Origin of the sequence: Apibacter muscae (assembly GCF_007845595.1) — a bacterium.
Taxonomy (GTDB): domain Bacteria; phylum Bacteroidota; class Bacteroidia; order Flavobacteriales; family Weeksellaceae; genus Apibacter; species Apibacter muscae.
Genome location: NZ_SELI01000016.1, coordinates 163,047 through 181,535, shown reverse-complemented (window position 1 = coordinate 181,535; position 18,489 = coordinate 163,047). Strand labels below are relative to the sequence as shown.

Here is an 18,489-nt window from a genome sequence, read left to right as displayed (position 1 = left end):
AAATGTTATGAAAAATTTTATGTTGTGTATGATGTTATTTATTTAGTTTTTATAAACTAAATAAATTCTTTCATAGATCAATAAATAATATGAATTACCCTCCTATCATCTTTTTAATATGGTTTAATTTCATAAGGGCTTCTATTGGAGTTAAGGTATTTAAATCTGTTTTAAGAATTTCTTCTCTAATATTTTCTAGTACCGGATCATCCAATTGAAAAAAACTTAACTGCATATTTTCCTCTGTAAGCATTTTTGTTCGATTTTTAAGATCTTTTCTAACATCCTTATTTTCTAAGGTTTTTAATATTTGCTCTGCTCTTTGGGTTAAACTTACGGGCATGCCTGCAAGCTTTGCTACGTGTATACCAAAACTGTGCTCACTACCACCAGCCACAAGTTTCCTTAGAAAAACTATAGAATCTTTCAGTTCTTTTATGCTTACATTAAAATTTTTAATCCTTTTAAATGAACCGGTCATTTCATTTAATTCATGGTAATGAGTGGCAAATAAAGTTTTCGGGCACGTGGGGTGTTCATGCAAATATTCTGCGATTGCCCAAGCTATAGAAACGCCATCGTAAGTACTTGTCCCCCTCCCTATTTCATCCAATAATATTAAACTTCTTTCAGAAATATTATTTAATATACTGGCTGTTTCGTTCATTTCAACCATAAAGGTGGATTCTCCTTTTGATAGATTATCGGATGCTCCTACTCGGGTAAAAATTTTATCTACAATTCCAATTTTAGCATTTTTGGCCGGAACAAAACTTCCTATTTGAGCCATTAATACAATTAACGCTGTTTGGCGGAGCAAAGCAGATTTACCAGCCATATTGGGCCCGGTAATCATTAATATTTGTTGATTTTTATCATCTAAATAAACCGAATTCGATACGTAGACTTCTCCTAATGGCAATTGTTTTTCAATAACCGGATGTCTACCCTCGGTGATTTCAATGGTTTTAGATTCGTCTAAGTGAGGTTGAGTATAATAATTTTCTTGAGCTACTTCTGCAAATGAAATTAAACTATCTATTGTAGCTATTATACGTGTATTATGCTGTATTTCTAATAAAGATTTTTTTACCTCTGCATTTAGTTTTTTGTATAATTCGGATTCTAATACTGATATTTTTTCTTCAGCTCCTAGGATTTGACTTTCGTATTCTTTTAGTTCCTCGGTAATGTATCGTTCTGCATTTACTAAGGTTTGTTTTCTTACCCATTCCTGTGGAACTTTATCTTTATGCGTATTTCTAACCTCTAAATAATAACCAAAAACATTATTAAAATCTATTTTTAAACTTGGAATCCCTGACCTTTCTGATTCTTTTAAACACAAATTTTCTAAATATTCTTTGCCGTTTTCTTTTAACGAACGTAGACGATCAAGTTCTTCTGATACTCCTTCTTTTATTACATTTCCTTTAGCTAAAGCTACCGGTAAATCTTCATTTAATTGATTGATTAATAAATTTATTGTTTCCCGAGTATCTTTAAATTCCCCTAAGGATTTTAAGTCTATATTTTTTCCAGATAGAAGTATTTGCTCAATTTTTAAATATTTAACTAATGAGTCTCTTAAATAACCAAACTCTTTCGGAGATATCCTTTCACCGGCAAGTTTACCTAAAAGTCTTTCAACATCTGAAATTCCCTTTAATTCTTCTTTAAGCGATGTAGTAACTTTAGGATTATTTAAAAAATAACGTACTAAACTAAGTCTTCTATTTATAACTCTTATATCTTTAAGTGGCATTAGTAACCAACGGCGAATCATTCGCCCTCCCATATGTGTAAGCGATTGATCTAGGATATTGAGTAAAGATACGGAGGAATTGTTAGCCCCTCCTATTATTTCCAAATTCTTAATGGTAAACTGATCCATTTCTACAAAAGTATCTTGGGGCAATCTCTGTATACCGGATATATGGTCTAATAATTTATGATGCGTGTCATCCACTAGATACGAAAAAACTGCACCGGCGGCTACAATTCCTAATCTTAAATCATCTACTCCAAAACCTTTTAAAGAGTTAGTTTTAAAATGTTGGGTAAGTTTTTCGTAAGCATAATCAAATTGATATGCCCAATCTTCTAATTGAAAAGAGTAAGAAGAAATTTCAAAGGGTAAGTTTTTTTTCCTTTGATAAATAATTTCAGTAGGTTTAAAATTATCAACCAGCTGTTTTAATTTGTGTGAATTTCCTTCGGTCATAAAAAATTCGCCTGTAGATACATCTAAAAGAACAATCCCATAGTTTTCTTTTTCTTGATGTATGGAGAGTAAAAAATTATTATTCTTACCTTCTAAAACCTTATCGTTAAAAGTAACTCCAGGAGTTACCAATTCTGTTACTCCTCTTTTTACAATTCCCTTAGCCGTTGCCGGATCCTCCAATTGATCGCATATTGCAACTCGTAAACCCGAACGTACCAATTTTGGTAAATACACATCTAAAGAATGGTGTGGAAACCCAGCCAATTCTATATGACTCGCTTGTCCGTTGGCTCTTTTAGTTAGTACTATTCCAAGTATTTTAGATACCTTTATAGCATCTTCCCCAAAAGTTTCATAAAAATCTCCTACTCTAAACAATAGCAAAGCATCCGGATATCTTGCTTTGATGCTATTATATTGCTTCATTAAAGGGGTTTCTTTTGTTTTACTCATGAATATCTTTACTATTAAATAGTTTCCAACGTATTTTTTGCTAATTTAGAACTTCTAATTTATAGCTAAAAATAAATATAATTGAATGAGTAATCTTCTATTACTACACTTCCGTTCACGAATCCCAATTTCCGATCATGAATTTAATCTTTTATTAAGTTACATGGAGCATTTTCAAGTTAAAAAGAAACATAAGATTTTGTGTTTCGGAGAGGTTTGCAATACAACTTTCTATGTGAATCAAGGTTTACTTTATTCTTATTCAACGGATTCTAATGGTTTAGAAAACGTAGTAAATTTTGCAATGGAAGACTATTGGATTGGTGATATGTATAGTTTTATAAACAAAACTCCGTCTAACCAAACCATTGTAGCACTTGAAAACTCAGATATTTATCAATTGAGTAATGATGCATTGGAAATTTTATTTGATAAAATTCCAGCCCTAGAAAAATTCTATCGGATTTTATACCAAAATGCCTACACCCATACCTTACAACGTTTGGATTGTTCCTTAAACGTCTCTGCACAGGAAAGGTATTTAAAAATTGTAAATGAAAACCCTAAACTTTTACAAAGAGCTCCATTACATTTAATAGCTTCTTATTTAGGAATAACTCCTGAAAGTTTAAGCCGGATAAGAAAAAAAATATATTTATAATAGTTTAATAACCCTATTTTACTATATGCTTTTAGGTAAGATCAGACTCACTGGTAAGCTTACAAAAATTAATAAGTGGTAATTATCACCCATAAATAAAGCATAGATTAATATCCATGCGAATAAGTAAAAGACTAGGATCGTATATTTAGAGGATTGTTCAATACTATTATTAATAGTTTGATTTGTATATTGATAAATCCAACCATAGATGGTTATGATAAATATAATGATTATGATCGGTATTTGATATTCAATATGAAATTTGGGTACATGCAAGTTTTGAATCCAATGTTCAATGTAAGAAAAATTCCCTGTTAAAAATGTAACTTCCAAGATTAAAATTGATGCAACAAAAACTCCGGCTATGTATTGAGATATATTTATTTTTTTCTTATAGTAAAGTAAGGTTATAAAAAAAAATAAAGGAACCATAACTATTATAGGAAAATACAATAAACTTGAGATGGTTATTAAAGCTCCAATATTAAAATATTTAAATGAAGAAGATATGGATAATACATCCAAAACTAATAATAATACTAATGTACATAGCAAATATACAACCCCCATATTTATAGAATAAAATTCTTTAAAAAATGCTCCAAATAATACTATGTAAATAGCCAGAGGTATAATTTTTCTTTTTTTCTGAGAATTTATATTAAATATTATAAATACATTCAATGTAAAGGATAAAGCGGTTATAAAAATTACTTGCAATAGGTAAGCTTGTTCAATTCTTTCTTGTATTCTAAAATAGCCAATAAACCCTAAAAATACAACTGCAATTAAGGATATTACTATTAAAAAATAATTTTTAAAGGGGGAATTTGAATACATTTTTCTATATTTGTATTTGCAAAAGTAAAAATAAAAAATTTTTAATCATGACAGATTTAATCATTGGTATTGGGAAATTATTTACATGGTCTTTTAAAATATTACCAATTATTGGACATTTTGCTGATTGGATCTTTGTTGTTATTCTTTGCCTAGTACTTCTTTACTGGATGAAGAGAATTGTTGATTTTGGACAAAAAGATAAAGAATACGATGGAGATCGTATTTAATTAACTTTTATAACATCAAACAATATATTCACTCTTATGCCTTTACAAAAGTATAAGGGTTTTTTATTTTAAATAAACTAAGATTTAGTTTTTATTCCGTAATTTAGACATTCAAATTCTTTAAAGATCAAGTTTTTCTCTATGGGTTATAAATTTTTAAAATCATGGTTATGGGGCAATTCTGTTGCTCTGTCATGGTTATGGGGCTTGGGATTATTTTTTTCCGTACAAATGACCTTTTTATTTGGTTTAACAGGCTTATTCAGTTTTGCATTTCTCAATGCTCTAGGATTATTTTTATTTGGTTATGGAACTCAAAAAATCGCCTCTCGCGATAAAGGTTCTGAGTCATTGGAACGTTTTTTTAAGCGTTGGTCCAAACCCTTTCGTTTAAGTTTATACCTTTATCAGTTAATTGCTCTTACCCTAACCATATTTGCTATAATTAAATATCTTGTTATGCCTTTATTAGTTTCCTTTTGGCCTGATTGGGAAACCCAGAGTACTATTTTGCAAGTTTTTTTATTATTATTAGTTGCTGCTCTTGTTATATCAGCTGCTTGCCTGATTGGTGAAGAGTTTACTATTAAAACCATAAAGTATTGGCATCTTTTCGCAGGTATTCTTATACTACTAAGCATTATTTCTATATTATGTTTTTTCAGTCCTTCCGAGTTAGTTCAATATTCGGCTTGGATAAAAATTGAAACTTGTAAACCTATTTTTTGGGGTTACCTAATTCCTATTTTGATAGGTTTTTTTGTTGGTCCTTGGCTAGATTTACAGCAATGGCAACGAGCTATTGAAATGAGAAAAGAAAATGTTAATATATCCGTAAGCTATATGTGGGGAGGATTAATTTTCTTTTTCTTTTTAATCTTTCATGGATTTTTAGCAAGTTTGGTATTTAACAATCCTTGGTTTTTACCAAATATGACATTTGTGGGCTTAGGTGGATTAGAATACGGACATGACTTGATTGTAAAATATATGTTGCATTTCCAATCTGTATTCCCCTGGTGGATTCCTACTAGTTACTTTATATTTATAACATTAGCTATAATAACTACCTTGGATAGTGGATATATTGCAACAAAATGGTTTTTAAAAGAAAATTCTAAATCTAGTAACAGTCCTATTCTTTCCATGATACCCGAGGGAATTATAAATTCTCCAATACCTACATTCATTTTAGCGGGCTTTATAGCTGTATTTGGAGTTTTAATAAATTGTGAGATTGAATATTTCATGGTTTTCTTTGCAACTTTCTTCGTGGCTTATGCCGCTCTTGGAATTGCCAGATGTTTTGTCCCTAACTCCCAACATTCTTTACCTCAGGTTAAATTATTTTCCATTGGTGCGTTTTCTTTAGTAATTTTTGCCTGTGGCTATTTTTTACAAGTCGCATGGTTAATGATTTTAGGATCTATTTTACCAATTCTATATGTTTGCTGGTTAGTGCTTAATACCGATTTATTAAGAGTGGTTAAAGAGAAAGTTGAAGAAGTTATGGATGTTGCTTCAGAAATACCTGTGCTTAAATCAATATCTAAAGCCACCCAAACGGCATTGAATGGTAAAATAAAAGAAGTTAGTACCGGTAGCCATTTTGAAGATAAATGGTTTGTACATTCATTTATGGCTACTTATGCTGATACAAATTCTGTAGGGAACGTTTATTTCGGGGTTTATGCTCTATGGGTGGGTAAAACCCGAGAATTATTTTTTAATTATGTTTTACCCGATTTTGATTTAAAGGATACAAAGTATTTAATACTAACCCGTTCATTTGAACATAAATATATCAATGAAACCAGAGAATTCGAAAAAATAAGTGTTAAAATTAGAGTTTCTGAATATAACAGAAAATTTGCTACATTATCTCATCAAGTTTATGATTCAGCAGGTAATCTGTTAGGGAAAGGTAAGCAGCAACTTATTTTTGTTTCTCCAGAAAATTATAAAATATTAGACATTCCAGCAGAAGTATTAAAAGCTTTCATGCCCTTTATGTAAAAAATTGTATTTTTCATTAAAGTATAACCCAAACTTACGGATATCCTTAAATTTGAGTATAGGCAATCTTTTATATTTGTAGCCATAGATGATTCATCTTTAATCAGATAACGACTAAAAATTATAAAATTATGGCTATGACAATTGATATTTTGTTTTTAAGATATCCTTCAGAAGTAAGTTTGATTGTTAGTAAAAATAGTAGATCTCTATTTCACAACAATGTATGGTTTATTTATACTGAGCAAGGAGCTTGTACTTTTAAAGATGAAAACGGTAATTTTTATGCTTATGCTCCTGGCAAAGTTACACTTGGTGAATATAACAATCATCAAGACATACCTTACAATGAGGCATGTACTTTACAATCAGGGAATTTGCTAACTAAGATGATTGATAAAAATCAAATTATTCAAATTGCTCGTCAATATTTTAAACCTTTATCTGTACAAAAAGATAATGTTGAGGCTTTAGTTTCATTAAGAGATGATGATATGGGTTTTTATTTAAGTTAAAATTTATTTCATACTTTATAATATTAAAGGCTATTTTAAATAAGTTATTTAAAATAGCCTTTTAATATTTATCATTAGGTATATCCACTAAGATACTCTTTCCTTCTAATTTTATTTAATAATTTTAACATCATTAAATATCTAAAGATTAGAATTTTATTACTGGTAAGCTCCTAAGGATGGATTTAGAGCTCTATCAACACCTAATATATCTAAAGGTGCAGTAACTGAAAAGTTAGGGTTTCCATTATTTTTTGCTGGAGAATTCGGTTTTAAGCTAAGAACAGTATTTGAATAACTAGTTTTATTGAATAATGGATCTTTATCAAGAATTGTATTATTAAAATTGGAATCTGTATTAATATTTAAGTTACTATTTCTGATAAGGTTTGTATTGAATTTATAATTAAATAACTTTAAGTTTTTATTGTCTAGATATAGATTGTTTGCAGATCTCCCCCAAAATATGTTATTATTGAATGTTACTGACAAATCTTTATAAATATTTTCCGCTGAATTTTGTTGTTTATTTGAAAGATAAACGGAATAAGTGGTACCTGTGGTTAAATTCCAATAATTAGCAAATGTACAATGTGTAAAATTATAATTCCCTCCATTTTCCACAAACAAGGCTGCCAAGCCAAAATTGTTCATGGCCAAATTTTGTCCAACCACGTTTCCTCCTTCTGAATATATACCAGAGTAAAGAAAATTATAAATCTCGGTATTGGTAATATTTAATTTTGAACCTTCTTCCAAATAGAATGCATTTTCACCTCCTTTTAGAAGAGAATAATTAATAGTAGCTTCAGCCTGAGGCATTAATTTAATTTGTTTCCAATTACCCGCTAAGGAATCGTATCTCGCATTACGTCTATCACTCCTAAAAGTAACTTTACTATTTAAAGTTCCGTTTACAAATAACTTACTTTTATTATTAATTATTAAACTTGCATCTTTATGAAAATAAATCTGAGAGCCTTCTTCAATTGTTAATTTAGAACCATTGTCAATTTCTAAATTTCCGTAAATTACCTTCGGTTTACTTTTATCCCACACCAAATCAGAATTAATTTTTATATTTCCTCCTGCAGAGTAATAAAAATCTGCATCTTCAATCAATGTTAGTAATTTAACTTTTTGAGAATTTCCTAAAGTATTAAAAATTAAATCTTCATCTGCAACCAAAGACGTAGAGTATATAGACTTTGGCGCAACTTCAATGAAAATGGAAATCTTATCCTTAGCTTTAATAGGAACATTTACAAATCTATTATTATTTTCATGGGTTCCCGGAGTACCGTCTACATTAATTTTAAACTGAGAATTTATACCTTTATCTAAGTATATAAGAGGAATCGTTACATCCTCATTTTGTTGATTATAAACCTTAAGAACATAAGTTTGAGAACGAATAGTTGAAAAAACGGTATCTAAAAGTATGGTATCTTTAGAAAACCTAAGAGGATGAGAAGCTGTTTGATAATCTAAATCTTCTCTACATGAAAAAATGGATAAAAATAATATAAAGATGACTATAAATCCATAAGAAAATCTCCGCATTTCAATTTAAATTAATGATTACAACATCCTTTTTAAAATTTATATCCCACACTTAACAATAAAGAATTTTGTTTCTTTTCAATTGTAAATTCTTGATGTGTGACTTTATTAACGAAATTAGTATTGGATTTATTGAATCCAAATTCATATCGGGCATCCAAAGTTAATTTTGAGATATCTACGCCAACACCTATTTGCCCTCCTAAAGAAAAATCATCGGATTTAGTTTTACTTATTCTTTTTAAAGAAATCCCTTCATTAACTGAGGTAGAAAACAATGGACCTGCATAAATTCTCCCAATACTCAAAATCTTTTTCCCAACCAGCACAGGAATATCTAATCGGTTAGAGTGAGTAGTAAAACTACCTTCCGTTGATGATTCGAAATTATTTTTCATTGATGAAAAGTAAAGTTCTGGTTGTAAATACCAACTTAGCAAATGAATTCTACTATAAAAGCCAATATGCCAGCCAATATTATTCTTTGCTTTACTTTCTTTGATATTCGTAATGGTTTGCTTTAATGTACCGTCATAACCAAAAGCCATCCCTCCTTTTATTCCCAGATCAACCTGTGCAAATGTTAATGTCCAAAATAAAAATAAAATTAATGTTACTAGAGATTTTCTCATTACTAATTATTTAAGCCTCTCAAAGATAATATTATTTCTTAAATTTGATTGAAAACAAATTTAAGAATCCTATAAACTTAATTAAAAAACATTATGGAGATAACTTATTATGGACATGCCTGTTTTGCTTTTAAAACCTCTGCAGAAAGTTTTATTATTGATCCTTTTATTACTGAGAATGAATTAGCTAAGCATATAGATATAAATTCTATAAAAGCTGACTATATTTTTTTAAGTCATGCTCACTACGATCATATTTTAGATGCAGAAACTATTGCTAAGAATAATAATGCAACCATTCTAGCCAATGCAGAAATTGCCACCCATTACAGTAAAAAGGGAATTAAAGTATTACCTATGAATATAGGAGGAGTAAAAAAATTCGGCTTTGGCAAGGTAAAAATGGTAAATGCTATTCATAGTTCATCTTTCCCTGACGGTACTTACGGAGGATTAGCTGCTGGTTTCCTTATGAAAGTTGACGAAAAAGTTGTGTATTTTTCGGGGGATACCGCTCTTTGTACAGACATGAAATTGTTACCTTTTGTCTATGGCCACATTCATATAGCCATATTACCTATTGGAAACACTTATACTATGGGTGTATACGATGCTGTTGTTGCTTCTAAATTTGTACAAGCCCAAAATGTTATTGCTTGCCATTACGATACTTTTCCTGCCATAAAAATAAACAACAAGGAAAAAGCAAAGCAATTATTTTCTGCCGAAGAAAAAAAATTAACTTTTATGGAAATTGGTAGCACTAAGGATGCTAATGATTTTAAATTAAATTTATATTAATAATTACCAATTCAAAATTAAAATTGAATTTTAAACTTATGAACGATAATACCCTACTAAATTCATATAATACCCCGTTTGAGAGTATTCCTTTTGAAAAAATTAAGCAAGAGGAATTTAAATCTGCTATTGAGGAAGGTATTCTTATAGCTAAACAAGAATTAAATAAAATTATTGAGAATTCAGAAAAGCCCACCTTTGAAAATACGATGGTTGCTTTAGAGTCTGTAGGAAAAAAATTAAATATTATATCCTCAACCTTTTTCAATTTAAATTCTGCAGAAACCAATGATTTTCTACAAAATCTTGCTGCTGAAGTTTCTCCTCTTCTTACTGAATATGCTAATGATATTATCTTTAACGATAGACTTTTTGATAAAATTAAAGAAGTCTACACAAACAGAGATCCTAGTAATTTAACACCCGAAGAATTTAGGCTGTTAGAAAAGACTTATCAAGATTTTTCACGAAATGGAGCTCTTTTAAATCAGCAGGATAAACAAAAGCTAAGAGAAATATCAAATGAGTTGGCTGTTTTATCTGTAAAATTCGGACAAAATGTTTTAAAAGAAACCAACGATTACTTTTTGCATCTTACTAAAGAAAATCAAATTGAAGGTATTCCTGCTTCTATTAAGGAAATGGCAGAACTTGAAGCAAAAAAAAGAAATTTAGAAGGATGGGTTTTTACTCTTCAATACCCCAGTTATATTCCGTTTTTAACTTATGCTAAAAATAGAGATTTAAGAAAAGAAATCTATACGGCATCTATGCAAAGAGCATTTAAAAACAACGAATTTAACAACGAAGAGATTATTCATAAAATTGTAACTTTAAGAGAAAATAAAGCTAAGTTATTAGGATTTAATACCTATGCTGACTTTATTTTAGTTGAAAGAATGGCTAGTACTCCTACCCTAGTTTATGAATTTCTAGACGATCTTTTAAATAAAGCTAGACCTTTTGCTGAAAATGAAATTAATGAATTAAAGCATTTAGCAAAAAAAGACGGAATAATTGAATTAATGCCTTACGATCATGCCTATTATTCTGAAAAACTGAGAGAAGAAAAATTTTCCTTTTCGGAAGAAGAGCTAAAGCCTTATTTTCCTTTAAATCAAGTTCTGGAAGCTGCATTTAAGGCTGCTAAAAAACTTTACGGAGTTTCTTTTCTTGAAAGAAAGGATATTCAAAAATATCATTCGGAAGTTATTACCTATGAGGTTTTAAATGAGAATAACGAACACCTTGCTTTATTTTACGCAGATTTTCACCCTCGGGAAGGAAAAAGAGCCGGTGCATGGATGACCTCATACCGAGGACAATACAAGCAAGGCAAAGAAAATATAAGACCTCACATTTCCATAGTTTGTAATTTTTCAAGACCTAATGGAAATACTCCTTCTTTGCTTACTTTTAATGAAGTTACTACACTTTTTCATGAATTCGGTCATGCTTTACATGGTATATTGGCTGATACTGTTTTTGAATCTCTTTCGGGGACAAATGTGTATTGGGATTTTGTAGAACTACCTTCCCAATTTATGGAGAACTTTGTTTACGAAAAAGATTTTCTAAAAACTTTTGCCATCCATTACCAGACGGGTGAAGTTTTAAGTGATGAAAAAATTGACAAAATAGTGGATTCAGCAAATTTTATGCAAGGCTATCAAACCCTACGTCAAATTGGTTTAGGTTTGCTTGATATGGGTTATCATACGAATAAATTAAAACCCGAAGATTCTATTGAAAACTTTGAGCAAGAGCAAACAAAGAAAGCTCAATTATATCCACATATTGAAAAAACTTGCATAAGCACATCCTTCTCCCATATATTCCAGGGTGGATATGCAGCAGGATACTATTCCTACAAATGGGCAGAAATTTTAGATGCAGATGCATTTGAACTATTTAAAGAAAAGGGAATCTTTGATAAAGAAACGGCTAAAAAATTTAAAACTTTACTTAGCAAAGGTGGGACGCAAAATCCTATGGATCTATATATAGATTTTAGAGGAAGAAAACCTATGCCTGAAGCTTTACTTAAGAGAGCTGGATTATTAAAATAATATTTTAATCCTAGTATATTATTAATAAAATTAAAAATATACTAGGATTTTTCACTTGTTACCAGTCAAATAAAGCCTTCATCTGCAAAGCTAAAATACGAAGTTTGATTTACTACTAAATGATCTAAAAGCATAATTTTCAACAAATTACCAGCCTCTTTAATTTCTTTGGTAATCCTAACATCCTCCTCACTAGGTTTTAAACTGCCTGATGGATGATTGTGAAATACAATTATTGATACAGCATTTAGTTCTAATGCTCTTTTAAATATTAAACGAACATCTACAACAGTCCCTGTTATTCCACCTTGAGAAATTTTTTCCTTCCCTAACATTCCGTTAGATTTATTAAGAAAAATAACCCAAAATTCTTCAATAATTAAATCTGATAAAAGAGGATGTATAAGTTGAAAAGCATCTTCTGAGGAAGAAATGCTTACTATTTTTAAAGCTTCCTGCAAAGACTTTCTTCTACCAATTTCTAAGGCTGTAATTATTTCAATCGCCTTGACCTTTCCAATTCCATTAAATTTACATAAATCTGAAATGGATAATTTCGCAAGCTCATTCCAATTATAATTTACCGAAGATAAAATTCGCTGAGACAGTCTAATAACGCTTTCTTGCCTAGTTCCACTACCTAAAACTATTGCTAAAAGCTCTGTATCTGTTAATGCTTGTTTTCCTTTAACTAATAACTTTTCTCTAGGACGTTCCTCTTCCGCTAAGGATTTAATATTCATATCCTAAAAATTTAAATAATCCCTTGAATATCCTTTTGTAAATATAATATAGCCGTTGACGAGGGAGACTCATCTTGATTTATTGCTTGATTTAACAGTGCCTCCCTAGCTTCTTGAACTGTAGCTGTGCTTTCTAGAGAATGAAAAACGTTCTTAATCATAATCTGAGTTGCATTTTTAGCGGCTAAAATAACCTTCCAAGTTTCTGGTCTTATATAAATTTGTTGAGACAAATTATGATCAAATTCTACTTGAACAGTTTCAATTAAAAGCATTTCTAAATCAGAGATATTATGAGCATCTGGTGTTCTTCTAATCATTGATGAAGGACGGATTCTTTCAAGAAATAGAACCATTCGCTCATAAGCCTGAAGTTTATTTGGCAATACGTTCTCTGAGTTCTTCATGCGCAATTCAAAATTTCTTCTTTGATTTTCAGTGTGTATAAAGCGATTAAACAAATAGATAAAAGCTCCTACAACTAAAATTAAAGAAACTATAACCATTAATAAAAAATTATATTCCATAATTATAATTGATATTTAATACTACGATAATTATAAGATTTAATCAAAACTCTTGAATAAATAAGATTTCTGAATATCAATAGATTTAAAGCGTTAAATCTTCACTATAACTAATCCCATTTAAATTTCAGAAATACTACATATGAATAGCTCTCTTATCGGTTGCATCTAAAGCTGCTTCCTTTAACGCTTCTGAATAAGTGGGATGCGCATGACACATTCTTGCAATATCTTCTGCAGAAGCTCTATATTCCATTAATGTTACAGCATCTGCAATTAGATCCGCTGCTCTTGCAGAAATAATATGAACCCCTAAAACTTCATCTGTTTTTTTATCTGCCAGAATTTTTACAAAACCTTCTATATCTCCACTAGCTCTAGCTCTTCCTAAAGCTCTCATAGGAAATTGACCAACTTTGTATTGTTTTCCTTTTTCTTTTAATTGTTCTTCAGTATATCCTACCCCCGACACTTCTGGCCAAGTGTACACAACCCCTGGGATTAAATGATAGTTTATATGTGGTTTCTGACCTGCTAAAATTTCTGCCACAAAGACTCCTTCCTCCTCAGCTTTATGCGCTAGCATAGGCCCTTCTACTACATCCCCAATCGCATAAATATTAGGAACTTGGGTTTGTAAATTAGCATTAACTTTAATTCTACCTTTTTCATCAACCCCTAAATTTATATTTTCCAAACCTAATCCATCTATATAAGGTTTTCTTCCTACTGATACTAAACAATAATCTCCTTGAAAAGATAATTTTTCACCGTCTTTAGCCTCGCAATGTACTTCAATTTCTTCTCCGGTTCTCTTAATACTTGTAACTTTTGTTGAAAGTGAGAACTTCATACCTTGTTTTTTAAGCACTCTTTGTAATTCCTTAGATAAAGCTCCATCCATCGTAGGGATTAAAGAATCTAAATATTCAATTACAGTAACTTCTGCACCTAATCTTTTATAAACAGAACCTAATTCCAAACCTATCACTCCTCCGCCAATTACTATTAAATGCTTGGGTATTTCTTTTAAATTTAAGGCTTCGGTTGAAGTGATTATTCTTTCTTTATCTACAGGGGCAAATGGCAAATTTACAGGTTTTGAACCTGTGGCTATTATAAAATATTTTGATTCTAATACTTCCGTTTCTCCTCCAGATTTTTTAACCGCAATTTGTTTTTCTGAAATAAAACTTCCAACACCTTGGTAAACCACAATCTTGTTTTTATCCATTAGATAATTAATTCCTTTAGTGGTTTGATCAACAACTTCATTTTTTCTCTGAACCATTCTATTTAGATTAGCTTTGGGTTGCTGAATCTCAATTCCTAAGTTTTCGAAATTATGAACGGCATTATAAAAATGTTCTGAAGAGTCTAATAAGGCTTTGGATGGAATACAACCAACATTTAAACAAGTACCTCCTAAGGTGGAATATTTTTCAATAATAGCTGTTTTAAATCCTAACTGTGCACAACGTATGGCAGCTACATAACCACCTGGTCCAGAACCAATAACGATAACATCAAAAGTATTCATTTTTTTGTATTGTTTTCTTTCAAATGTATGAAATCTGCTTGAAACAAAGTTTTTATATGTTTTATTTTTTTAACTTATGATTTTATTTATTTCCATTTCCAATTTAAATCTTTGTGGTATGAAAATGAATTTTCTTGAGCTATAGAAGTCATTTGATTTAGCAATAAATTTTTATTTTCAACTTCTAACATAGGGATAATTATATTTTTACCATCTTTAAATCTCAAAAATAAATGTGTTGCTATTTCATTAATGCTTTCTAAATCAGCGATAGCTATCTCACCTTGTTCTTTTTGATTAGAGAGAATAAAGTTTTCACTTGATATTTTTAAGGTAACAGCTTCCTTATCGTTAGAAAAATTTCTTTGTACAATTCTTTTAAAATACCTTTTATAAACCCAACTTGAATAATACGGATAAACAAAAAAAAATATTATTCCAAAAATTATAAAGTAACTGGTTAAAAAGAATTTTTTTTGAATAAAGAAAACCAAGGCAAGAATACCAAATAGTAAAGTCCAAATTAACAATCCTTTTTTTCTTTGTTTTTTAAAATTTTCATTATTTGTGGCGCTAAATAACTGATGAGTTAAATAATCCTCAGCTCCAATTGTATAAGAATATAAATTTTCTTGCAATTTCATAAAAATCTATTTTTAATATTAATTATTCTACTAAAAAACAAATAAGGAGATTTTAATAAAATCTCCTTATAAAGTATGATCAAATTTTTAAATTATAAATTTTTTAATAAAGATTTCATATTTACTTTTGGATCAATTAATTCACGCAGTGAATCAACAGGTACTCTTTCTTGCGTCATAGTATCTCTATCTCTTATAGTTACAGTATTATCTTTTAATGTATCATGATCAACGGTAATGCAATACGGCGTGCCTATAGCATCTTGTCTTCTATATCTTTTACCTATAGCATCTTTATCTTCATACATGATATTATAATCGTATTTTAAATCATTGAAAATCTTTTGTGCATACTCAGGCAAACCGTCTTTTTTCACAAGTGGGAAAATCGCCAATTTCGTTGGAGCTATCGCTGGCGGTAAAGCCAGTACAGTTCTAGTAGTTCCATCTTCTAAACTTTCTTCCTTATAAGAATTAGAAAGTACCGCTAAGAATAATCGATCTAAACCTACGGAGGTTTCTACCACATAAGGCACATAATTTTTATTTAATTCGGGATCAAAATATTGAATTTTTTTTCCTGAAAATTTTTCATGGGCGGAAAGATCAAAATCCGTTCTTGAGTGAATTCCTTCCAATTCTTTAAATCCAAAAGGAAATTGAAATTCAATATCTGTGGCTGCATTGGCGTAGTGCGCTAGTTTTTCGTGATCGTGAAAACGATAATTCTCTTTACCCAACCCTAAGGCTAAATGCCAGTTTAATCTTTTATTTTTCCATTCTTCAAAAAAGGAAAGTTCTGAACCCGGAGCTACAAAAAACTGCATTTCCATTTGTTCAAATTCTCTCATTCTAAAAATAAACTGTCGTGCAACAATTTCATTTCTAAAAGCCTTTCCTATCTGTGCAATTCCAAAAGGAAGCTTTTTCCTACCTGTTTTTTGTACATTTAAATAATTAACAAAAATCCCTTGTGCTGTTTCAGGTCTAAGATATAAATCCGTAGCAGTATCTGCCGTAGATCCTAATTTGGTACCAAACATGAGATTAAACTGACGTACTTCAGTCCAATTTTTAGATCCAGTTTCGGGATCTCCAATTCCTAACTCTTCAATTAATTCTTTGGTTTTTGATAAATCAGTTTCTAAGGTTTTTGCTAATCGGTCTAAAATTTCTTGTTTTTGTTTTCTGTATTCTAATACCTTAGGATGGGTAGATTCAAATTGCTCTTGATCGAAATCCTCACCAAATCTTTTCTTAGCTTTTTCAATTTCTTTTTTTGCTTTCTCTTCAAATTTTTCAGCAAAATCTTCAACTAATACATCCGCTCTAAATCTCTTTTTACTGTCTTTATTATCAATTAATGGATCATTGAATGCGTCAACATGTCCAGATGCTTTCCAAATGGTTGGATGCATAAATATTGCAGAGTCAATTCCTGTAATATTATCATTTAGCTGCACCATAGCCTTCCACCAATATTGCTTTAGATTGTTCTTTAACTCTACACCGTTTTGTCCGTAATCATAGATGGCTGATAATCCATCATACAATTCACTTGAAGGAAAAACAAAACCATATTCTTTAGCATGTGCCACAACTTTTTTCAAAGCATCTTCTTGAGATTTCATATATATAATTGAGATTTATTTTAGTTCAAAGACAAATTTAATATATTAATATGTAAAATGCCATTGTTTTATTTTCTTTAGATTGTCCTAATCTAAACGGGGAGCTAAATAAATAAACGGTAAATAAGGTGTATTTCTAAGAATAGTATAGATAAATGTTACAAGAAAACTAATTTTAAAATTATTTAAATTTAAAATAATATCATTTTCACTTAATAAATTATTATTTGAAATTTAGTTATTAAAGAAATTTGAAAAATTAAAATTTAATCATTTTTCAAGATCTATAATTAAATCACTTAAATTCAAATTAATAATATTTATTTTTAAAAAGGTTATTAATTTTTTTTATAAATTTGTATCAACGAAAAATAATAAATGAATTTTACACACACACATCATCATCATTTTAACTACTTGCAAACAGGTGAGCCAGTGGATTGATTTTGTGTATGTACAATCTATAATATAAACCGCCTGAGTAATCTGGCGGTTTTTTTGTTAGTATTATATCAGGATTAAGAATAAAAAAACAAATGGATAAATTAAAAATTGCAATTCAAAAAAGTGGAAGATTAAGTGAAAAATCATTAGAACTACTAAGAGAATGCGGTATCAAAATTTCAAAAGGAAGTCAAACATTAAAAACCAACTCTTCTAACTTTCCCATAGAAGTGTTATTTTTAAGAGATGATGATATCCCTCAATATGTAGAACAAAATGTAGCTGATATAGGCATTTTAGGAGAGAATGAGGTATGGGAAAAAAACAGAAAAGTAGAGACTATACGAAAACTTGGTTTTGGAAACTGCCGATTGTCATTAGCCATACCTAAGGATGAAAATTATACGGGTATTTCTTATTTCAATAACAAGAAAGTTGCTACTAGTTATCCTAAAATTTTAAGTAAATTTTGCGCTGAAAATAATTTATACGTAGAAATTGAAGAGATTAGTGGTAGTGTAGAAATTGCCCCTAGCATAGGCTTGGCTCATGGTATTTTTGATATAGTTAGTACGGGTAGTACTTTATTAATGAATGGGTTAAAAGAAGTTGAAGCTGTTACTAAAAGCGAAGCTATACTTATTAAATCTAAAAATTTATCTCAAGAAAAACAACAAATCTTAGAAAAACTTTTATTTAGAATTCAGGCAGTTATTTATTCACGTGAAAATAAATATATATTATTAAATGCTCCTAACACCGCTATTCCTGCGATTATTGAAGTTTTACCCGGAATGAAAAGTCCTACCGTTCTTCCTTTGGCTAAAGAAGGTTGGAGCAGTATTCACTCAGTTATAAAAGAAGATGAATTCTGGGATATTATAGACCGACTAAAAAATCTTGGAGCTGAAAGCATCCTTGTGGTTCCTATTGAAAAAATGATTCTTTAG

The 18,489-nt window shown here is 30.0% G+C and carries 16 protein-coding genes; 7 read left to right on the top strand and 9 right to left on the bottom strand.

Annotation, left to right across the window (positions count from 1 at the left end; genetic code table 11):
• Positions 1-94: 94 nt before the first annotated feature.
• Positions 95-2,680, bottom strand: coding sequence for a DNA mismatch repair protein MutS (gene mutS, locus ETU10_RS03810; RefSeq protein WP_146310001.1), 2,586 nt, complete (start codon positions 2,678-2,680; stop codon positions 95-97).
• 85 nt (positions 2,681-2,765) lie between these two features.
• Here mutS and ETU10_RS03805 point away from each other — a divergent pair, with 85 nt between their 5' ends.
• Complete coding sequence (locus ETU10_RS03805; protein WP_146309999.1) at positions 2,766-3,341, top strand: Crp/Fnr family transcriptional regulator; 576 nt, start codon at positions 2,766-2,768, stop codon at positions 3,339-3,341.
• Between the two features lie 21 nt (positions 3,342-3,362).
• Here ETU10_RS03805 and ETU10_RS03800 read toward each other — a convergent pair whose 3' ends face one another.
• The gene (locus ETU10_RS03800) at positions 3,363-4,184 is read right to left on the bottom strand and encodes a DUF6427 family protein (RefSeq protein WP_146309997.1); all 822 of its coding nucleotides are present in this window, start codon (positions 4,182-4,184) and stop codon (positions 3,363-3,365) included.
• A gap of 47 nt (positions 4,185-4,231) precedes the next feature.
• On the opposite strand from ETU10_RS03800, the gene ETU10_RS03795 reads away from it, so the two are divergent.
• From ETU10_RS03795 to ETU10_RS03785, 3 genes are all read left to right on the top strand, one after another.
• Positions 4,232-4,414, top strand: a complete 183-nt coding sequence (locus tag ETU10_RS03795) for a DUF6341 family protein (protein ID WP_146262070.1) — start codon at positions 4,232-4,234, stop codon at positions 4,412-4,414.
• A 141-nt stretch (positions 4,415-4,555) separates the two neighbouring features.
• The gene (locus ETU10_RS03790) at positions 4,556-6,430 is read left to right on the top strand and encodes an acyl-CoA thioesterase (RefSeq protein ID WP_146309995.1); all 1,875 of its coding nucleotides are present in this window, start codon (positions 4,556-4,558) and stop codon (positions 6,428-6,430) included.
• Positions 6,431-6,561: 131 nt separating this feature from the next.
• Positions 6,562-6,945, top strand: coding sequence for a hypothetical protein (locus tag ETU10_RS03785; RefSeq protein ID WP_146292282.1), 384 nt, complete (start codon positions 6,562-6,564; stop codon positions 6,943-6,945).
• Between the two features lie 159 nt (positions 6,946-7,104).
• Here ETU10_RS03785 and ETU10_RS03780 read toward each other — a convergent pair whose 3' ends face one another.
• Together ETU10_RS03780 and ETU10_RS03775 are read right to left on the bottom strand one after the other, a co-directional pair.
• Positions 7,105-8,508 (bottom strand): hypothetical protein, encoded by a 1,404-nt coding sequence (locus ETU10_RS03780; RefSeq protein WP_146309993.1) that lies wholly within the window; start codon positions 8,506-8,508, stop codon positions 7,105-7,107.
• Between the two features lie 32 nt (positions 8,509-8,540).
• Positions 8,541-9,140, bottom strand: coding sequence for a porin family protein (locus ETU10_RS03775; protein WP_146262074.1), 600 nt, complete (start codon positions 9,138-9,140; stop codon positions 8,541-8,543).
• 93 nt (positions 9,141-9,233) lie between these two features.
• Here ETU10_RS03775 and ETU10_RS03770 point away from each other — a divergent pair, with 93 nt between their 5' ends.
• Positions 9,234-9,941 carry a metal-dependent hydrolase gene (locus ETU10_RS03770; protein WP_146262075.1) on the top strand — a complete coding sequence of 236 codons (708 nt, stop codon included), beginning with the start codon at positions 9,234-9,236 and terminating at the stop codon, positions 9,939-9,941.
• A 38-nt stretch (positions 9,942-9,979) separates the two neighbouring features.
• Complete coding sequence (locus ETU10_RS03765) at positions 9,980-12,010, top strand: M3 family metallopeptidase (protein WP_146309991.1); 2,031 nt, start codon at positions 9,980-9,982, stop codon at positions 12,008-12,010.
• 65 nt (positions 12,011-12,075) lie between these two features.
• Here ETU10_RS03765 and radC read toward each other — a convergent pair whose 3' ends face one another.
• The 5 genes from radC to ETU10_RS03740 form a co-directional block, all read right to left on the bottom strand.
• A complete protein-coding gene (gene radC / locus ETU10_RS03760) occupies positions 12,076-12,753 on the bottom strand; it encodes a RadC family protein (protein WP_146262077.1) in 678 nt (225 codons plus the stop codon).
• Between the two features lie 11 nt (positions 12,754-12,764).
• Positions 12,765-13,280 (bottom strand): DUF7935 family protein, encoded by a 516-nt coding sequence (locus ETU10_RS03755; RefSeq protein ID WP_185145053.1) that lies wholly within the window; start codon positions 13,278-13,280, stop codon positions 12,765-12,767.
• A gap of 136 nt (positions 13,281-13,416) precedes the next feature.
• Positions 13,417-14,820 (bottom strand): dihydrolipoyl dehydrogenase, encoded by a 1,404-nt coding sequence (gene lpdA, locus ETU10_RS03750; RefSeq protein WP_146309987.1) that lies wholly within the window; start codon positions 14,818-14,820, stop codon positions 13,417-13,419.
• An 86-nt stretch (positions 14,821-14,906) separates the two neighbouring features.
• Positions 14,907-15,464, bottom strand: coding sequence for a hypothetical protein (locus ETU10_RS03745; protein WP_146309985.1), 558 nt, complete (start codon positions 15,462-15,464; stop codon positions 14,907-14,909).
• Positions 15,465-15,556: 92 nt separating this feature from the next.
• On the bottom strand, positions 15,557-17,095 hold the full coding sequence (locus ETU10_RS03740) for a glycine--tRNA ligase (RefSeq protein WP_146309984.1): 1,539 nt from the start codon (positions 17,093-17,095) through the stop codon (positions 15,557-15,559).
• 536 nt (positions 17,096-17,631) lie between these two features.
• Here ETU10_RS03740 and hisG point away from each other — a divergent pair.
• The gene (gene hisG / locus ETU10_RS03735) at positions 17,632-18,489 is read left to right on the top strand and encodes an ATP phosphoribosyltransferase (RefSeq protein ID WP_146309983.1); all 858 of its coding nucleotides are present in this window, start codon (positions 17,632-17,634) and stop codon (positions 18,487-18,489) included.